This window comes from Mesorhizobium sp. M2A.F.Ca.ET.037.01.1.1 (assembly GCF_003998075.1).
Taxonomy (GTDB): Bacteria; Pseudomonadota; Alphaproteobacteria; order Rhizobiales; family Rhizobiaceae; genus Mesorhizobium.
Genome location: NZ_RZSA01000363.1, coordinates 1 through 5,878 on the forward strand (window position 1 = coordinate 1; position 5,878 = coordinate 5,878).

The 5,878-nt window shown below is 65.1% G+C and carries 7 protein-coding genes; 2 read left to right on the forward strand and 5 right to left on the reverse strand.

Translation table 11 applies throughout. The features are described from left to right. Window positions 1–996, forward strand: a 996-nt coding sequence (locus EOA27_RS18585; protein WP_127256862.1) for a cobyric acid synthase, incomplete at its 5' end; no start/stop codon positions are given. A 424-nt stretch (window positions 997–1,420) separates the two neighbouring features. Here EOA27_RS18585 and EOA27_RS18590 read toward each other — a convergent pair. Continuing rightward, the gene (locus EOA27_RS18590; RefSeq protein ID WP_108702979.1) at window positions 1,421–1,591 is read right to left on the reverse strand and encodes a hypothetical protein; all 171 of its coding nucleotides are present in this window, start codon (window positions 1,589–1,591) and stop codon (window positions 1,421–1,423) included. Between the two features lie 52 nt (window positions 1,592–1,643). Beyond that, the gene (locus EOA27_RS18595) at window positions 1,644–2,429 is read right to left on the reverse strand and encodes a TSUP family transporter (protein ID WP_126082202.1); all 786 of its coding nucleotides are present in this window, start codon (window positions 2,427–2,429) and stop codon (window positions 1,644–1,646) included. A gap of 201 nt (window positions 2,430–2,630) precedes the next feature. Here EOA27_RS18595 and EOA27_RS18600 point away from each other — a divergent pair, with 201 nt between their 5' ends. Continuing rightward, the gene (locus tag EOA27_RS18600) at window positions 2,631–3,062 is read left to right on the forward strand and encodes a TerB family tellurite resistance protein (protein ID WP_126082203.1); all 432 of its coding nucleotides are present in this window, start codon (window positions 2,631–2,633) and stop codon (window positions 3,060–3,062) included. A gap of 17 nt (window positions 3,063–3,079) precedes the next feature. Here EOA27_RS18600 and EOA27_RS18605 read toward each other — a convergent pair whose 3' ends face one another. The 3 genes from EOA27_RS18605 to EOA27_RS18615 all read right to left on the reverse strand — a co-directional run. Continuing rightward, window positions 3,080–4,702 (reverse strand): dipeptide ABC transporter ATP-binding protein, encoded by a 1,623-nt coding sequence (locus EOA27_RS18605; protein ID WP_126082204.1) that lies wholly within the window; start codon window positions 4,700–4,702, stop codon window positions 3,080–3,082. Then, on the reverse strand, window positions 4,699–5,568 hold the full coding sequence (locus EOA27_RS18610; RefSeq protein WP_126082205.1) for an ABC transporter permease: 870 nt from the start codon (window positions 5,566–5,568) through the stop codon (window positions 4,699–4,701). Before EOA27_RS18610 ends, EOA27_RS18605 begins: the two co-directional genes overlap by 4 nt. Next, window positions 5,565–5,878, reverse strand: a 314-nt coding sequence (locus tag EOA27_RS18615) for an ABC transporter permease (protein ID WP_145970403.1), incomplete at its 5' end; no start/stop codon positions are given. The genes EOA27_RS18615 and EOA27_RS18610, both read right to left, overlap by 4 nt.

A 5,878-nucleotide genomic window follows, 5' to 3' on the forward strand; every position in this document is an offset into this window, starting at 1 on the left:
ACTCGCGCCAATGTGCCGGTGATCCTGGTCGGCGACATCGATCGTGGCGGCGTCATCGCCTCGGTCGCCGGCACGCATCTCATCCTGCCGGAGGAAGACCGGCGCATGATCGCCGGCTATCTCATCAACAAGTTCCGCGGCGATGTCTCGCTGTTCGACGACGGCATCAAGGCGATCGAGAAATTCACCGGCTGGCGCTGCTTCGGCGTCGTGCCCTGGCTGAAGGCAGCCGGCCGATTGCCCTCCGAGGATTCCGTGGTGCTCGAGCGCCTCGCGTCCGGCGGGAAGCGGGCGCTGAAGGTGGCCGTGCCGATGCTGGCGCGCATCGCCAATTTCGACGATCTCGATCCGCTGAAGGCCGAGCCGCAGGTCGAGGTGGTGTTCGTGCCACCCGGCAAAAGGCTGCCGGAGGATGCCGGGCTGGTCGTCATTCCCGGCTCCAAATCGACCATCGGCGATCTCATCAAATTCCGAGAAAATGGCTGGGATCGCGACCTTCTCGCCCACCGCAAGCGCGGCGGCCATGTCGTCGGCATCTGCGGCGGCTATCAGATGCTCGGTCGCATGGTGCGCGATCCCGAAGGTATCGAAGGCAGCGTGACCGAGGCGGAGGGCCTCGGCCTGCTCAACATCGAAACGGTGATGGAGCCGGAAAAGACCGTGCGCAATTCAAGCGCCCAGTCGGTGCAGTTCGGCCTGCCGCTCGAGGGCTATGAAATCCATCTCGGCCGCACCACCGGCCCGGACACGGCGCGGCCGTCGACGATCCTCAACGGCGCCGAGGACGGCGCGGTCTCCGCCGACGGCAAGGTGATCGGCACCTATCTGCACGGGCTGTTTTCCGCCGACGCCTTTCGCGCCGCCTATCTGGAGAGTCTTGGCGTCAAAGGCGGCGGCATCGACTATCGCGCCGAGGTCGAGAAGGCGCTGGACGAGGTCGCAGCCGAGCTGGAACGACATCTCGACTGTGACGCGATCTTTGGCCTGGCGCGATAGGTCCGTTCCACCGCACAGCGGCCGGACCAGCCGCATGTGCCCTGCGCATCGGTGTCGTGGCGGTTAGCCGAGCCATTTATGCGGTCGTCATTCTATGGCGGAGCAAGGAGCGGAGCGACGCGCGCAGACCATAGAATCCATTCCGTGACGTCGAGGCGTTGCAGCCGTGCAGAATTCTGCTCCGCTGCATTCCGCGGCGAAAGTAACGGAATGGATCCTCGGGTCTACGCGTCCGCTTCGCTCCCGCTCCGCCCGTGGATGACGAAGTTGGGATGCTCTCGCTAACCTCAAGCGACGACGCTGGAAATTATCCTGGGATGGCGCGCTGGCTCGTCGGACAAGGCGCAAGCTAGGCAGACCGCGTCCTCAAATCAAAAGCGCCCGGCAGGGCCGGGCGCTCCGAGTTGCCTGAGATCTCAGAATTTCAAGCCCCGCGCATCAAACAGCCGGCGGCGAGCACGATGTAGGCGATGAGCATGATCCAAACGGACGCAAGCGGAATGAATGCAAGAACGCCAAGAGCGGCAAGAAGGCCGATGACGGCGATGACCAACGAAATAATGAACACGATCTGGGTGGGTGCACTGAGATTCATGTCTGGTCCCTCCAACATGATTCGCAACGCCTGGAGTCTATCAGCAGGCGCTTCATACACCAATGAGCTGGCGCAGCGGATTGGCGGGATCGGCTAACAACTTGACCGCTAGGGCCAGGCAGACCACGACGAGCAGCGGCTTGATCAGCCGGGCACCGATGCGGATGGCAAGGCTCGCGCCGACGCGGGCGCCGATGAATTGTGCTGCGCCCATCATCAGGCCGATTTTCCAGTCGATGACGCCGACGGCGGCGAAGACGACGAAGCCGCCGATGTTGGAGGCGAAATTGAGCAGCTTGGTGTGCGCCGTCGCCTTGAGCACGCCATAGCCGGCAAGCGTGACGAAGGCGAGCATGTAGAAGGAGCCGGCGCCGGGGCCGAAGACGCCGTCGTAGAAGCCGACCAGCGGCGGGATGATCAGCCCGAACAGGAAGGGCGACAGCCGTTCGGCGCGGTCGACGTCGTCCATGTTCGGCTTCAGCGCGAAGTAGAGCGCGATGGCGATCAGGAGCAGCGGGAGCAGGGCGCGCAGGAAATCGCCGGGCACGACCGTTGCCAAAAGAGCGCCGACCGCGCCGCCGGCAAGCGCCAGCAGCGCCGACGGCAGCTGGCGGCGCAGGTCAACCTGACCGTTGGCAGCATAATGGATGGTGGCCGAACCGGAACCGAACATGCCTTGCAATTTGTTGGTGCCGAGGGCTGCGACCGGCGAAAAGCCGGCGAGCAGCAGCGCCGGGATGGTGATCAGCCCGCCGCCGCCGGCGATTGAGTCGACGAAGCCGGCAGCAAAGGCGGCAGCAATCAGGATGAGGACGGTCTGCAGGGTAAGATCGATCATCGGGGAGGGATGCCAGGAAGGAAACCGCAGCTTCCACCACGCTCGCCCCGTTTGCGCAAGGGCGATTCCAAGCCAGAGCGGCTCGCCGTTACACGCCGAACCGCTCTGTCCGTTGCTTTGCCGCAATTCCGGACGGAAAACCGCTTCACACTTTTCCTGGAATTGCTCTAACAATCAGGTGGAATCGGAAAGGGGAGCTTGATGGCGATGGCGCTGCTCGACCAGATACGTTCGATCTTCGACGGTGACCCGGGCGTTCGCAAGGTGGCGGACGACCCGGTGCTGTCGGCGGAACTCTTGATGCTGTTTCGCATGATCCTGGCCGACGGTTCGGTTTCGGAGAGCGAGATGGTCGTCCTCCGCCGCATCTGCAGGGAAGCCTTCGGCATTCCCGAGGCCTCGATCGACAGCGTCATCGAATATCTCAACGATTATGGCTACGAGACCAACGGCTCGCAGGCGATCGCGCTGTTCCGCGATCTCGATGTCGAGCGCCGGAAACTGCTTGCGCGCCATATGGCCGAGATCGCCAAGGCCGATTCCAAATTGGCGGAGAGTGAGGTGAAGCTGCTGCGCCGCACGCTCGACTTGCTCGATATCAGCCCGGTCGATCTGGTGAAGCGGGAGGAATAGCCGGCCCGGCCGGCTGCTTAGCCCTGTTCCTGCATGCGTCGCGCGATGGCTCGGTGAAGATCGGGCGCCGCCGCGACCAGCGCTCGCGCCGCTTCCGAGCTGGGATGGTCGAGCACGTCGGCGGTCTTGCCGCGCTCGACGATCCTGCCTTCATGCATGACGAGCACCTCGTCCGCCATGGCGCGGGCGACCGTCAGGTCATGGGTGATGAAGAGATAGGCGATGCCGAGCTTCTGGTTGAGCTCGGCGAAAAGGTCGAGGATCTGGGCGCGGATCGAGACATCGAGCGCCGAGACCGGCTCGTCGGCCACCACCAGCTTTGGGCGGGTGATGATGGCGCGGGCGATCGATAGGCGCTGGCGCTGGCCGCCCGAGAATTCATGCGGATATTTGTCCATGTCGCGCGGACCGAGCCCGACTTCATCGAGCGCATGCGCGACCATCTCGCGCCGCTCGGCCTGCGTCGGCTGCTTTTCCAGAAGATGCAGCGGCTCGGCCACCAGCTTCTCCACCTTCTGACGCGGATCGAAGGAGCCGTAGGGATCCTGGAACACGACCTGCATGTCGCGCCGCGCCGGCTTCAGCTCGGCCTCCGCTTTACCCGTGATGGCTTCGCCGCGAAAGCGGATCGTGCCCGCCGTCGGCTTGTCCAGGGCGAGGATCATGCGGGCAAGCGTGGACTTGCCGCAACCGGAGCGGCCGACGAGCGCCACGGATTGCGCGGGCTCGATGGTGAGCGAGACATCGTCGACGGCGCGGATCGGTTGCGCCGGCCGGAGCAGGGATTTGCGCCGGCCCGGATAGTCACGGCCGACACCTTCGACTTCGAGCAAGGGCTTTGCCGACCCGGCAAGATGCGGTTTCGGCCGCGCCGGCAGGTGCATGGAAGCCAGCGCCAACTCGCGCGTGTAGGGATGCTGCTGCTCGGACAGCGTGCGCGCGGTGTCGCCGGCTTCCGTCACCTCGCCATGGCGCAGGATGGTCAGGCGATCGGCCATCTCGGTCACCACCGCGAGGTCGTGCGAGATCAGCAGCAGGCCCATGCGGTTCTCGCGGACCAGATCGCGCAACAGGTCGAGGATCTGCGCCTGCAGGACGACGTCGAGCGCCGTCGTCGGCTCGTCGGCGATCAGCAGCTTCGGCTTCAGCGCGCAGGCAATGGCGATGACGACGCGCTGCCGCTGGCCGCCGGACAGTTCGTGCGGATAACGCGACAGCGGGAATTTGGCCTCCGGCAGCCCGACGCGGTCCAGGATTTTTCGCGCGCGGTCCTCGGCCTCGGCGCGGCTCGCCTTGGCGTGCCAGCGGATGCCTTCGGCGACCTGTTCGCCGATCGTCTTGACAGGATTGAGCGACGTCATCGGCTCCTGGAAGACCATGCCGATATCGTCGCCGCGCAAGGCGCACATCTGGTCTTCGGTGGCGCGGAGGATGTCGATGCCGTCGAAGGTCACGCGACCCTCGGCGCGCGCCAGATGAGGGAGGAGCTGCATGATTGTCAGCGCCGTCATCGACTTGCCGGAGCCGGATTCGCCGACAAGGCCGACGACTTCGCCGGGCGCGACCGTCAGCTCGACGCCTTTGAGGATCGGCGTGGCGCCGATCGTAAGCGATAGGTTCTCGATCTCGAGCAGGCTCATCGGCGCCGCCGCGATTTCGGATCGAGGATGTCGGCGATGCCGTCGCCGAGCAGGTTCAGCCCAAGCACGGTGATGACGATCGCCATGCCGGGAAAGATCGCCATCCAGGGCGCGGTCACCATGCGCGTCTGCGCGTCGAACAGCATGCGGCCCCAGCTCGGCATCGGCGGTTGGGCGCCGAGGCCGACATAGGAAAGCCCGGCTTCGGCGAGGATGCCGAGCGCGAACTGGATGGTGCCCTGGACGAGCAGCAGCGTCGCGATGTTGGGCAGGATGTGCTCGATGGTGATGTGCGTCATGCCCTTGCCGGCGGCGCGCGCGGCGAGGATGAATTCGCGCGGCCAGATCGCCAGCGCGCCGGCCCGGGCGACGCGCGCGAAGACAGGTATGTTGAAGATGCCGATGGCGATGATGGCGTTGACGGCGCCGGGGCCGAAGATCGCGGTGATCATGATCGCCGAAAGCAGGGCAGGGAAGGCGAAGACGACGTCGTTGACGCGCATCAGCGCCTCGTCGGCCAATCCGCCCCGCGCGGCGGCCAGAGCGCCGAGCGGCAGGCCGATGCCCATGCCGATGCCGACTGCGACCAGCGCGACCGCGATCGAATTGCGGGCGCCGACCATGACCATCGACAGGATGTCGCGACCGAAATGGTCGGTGCCGAACCAGTGGGCCCAAGAGGGCGCCTGCGTCTTGTCGGCAATCACCAGCCTGGTGACGTCGTAAGGCGTCCAGACGAAGGAGACGAGCGCGACAGCCACGATCAGCAGCGTGATGACCAGACCGATCAGGAAAGAGCGGTTGCCGAAGGCCTTGGCTAGCACGCCGGCAAGGGTTTCCTCGGGGAGGTCGACGCGCATGGTCATTGCCGGCCTCTGAGGCGCGGGTCGACGATGGCGTAGGAGAAATCGACGAGGAGGTTGATCAGGATCACGGCGGCGACCAGAAGCATGACAATGCTCTCGACCACGATCAGGTCGCGCTGGGTGATGGCCTGGAAGATCAGCCGGCCGAGGCCAGGCAGGTAGAAGACATTCTCGATGATTATGGTGCCGGCAAGCAGGAAGGCGAATTGCAGGCCGAGGATGGTGAGCACCGGGATCATGGCGTTGCGCAACGCGTGGCGCCACAGCACGGCGCGGTAGGGCAGGCCCTTGGCGCGCGCGGTGCGGATAT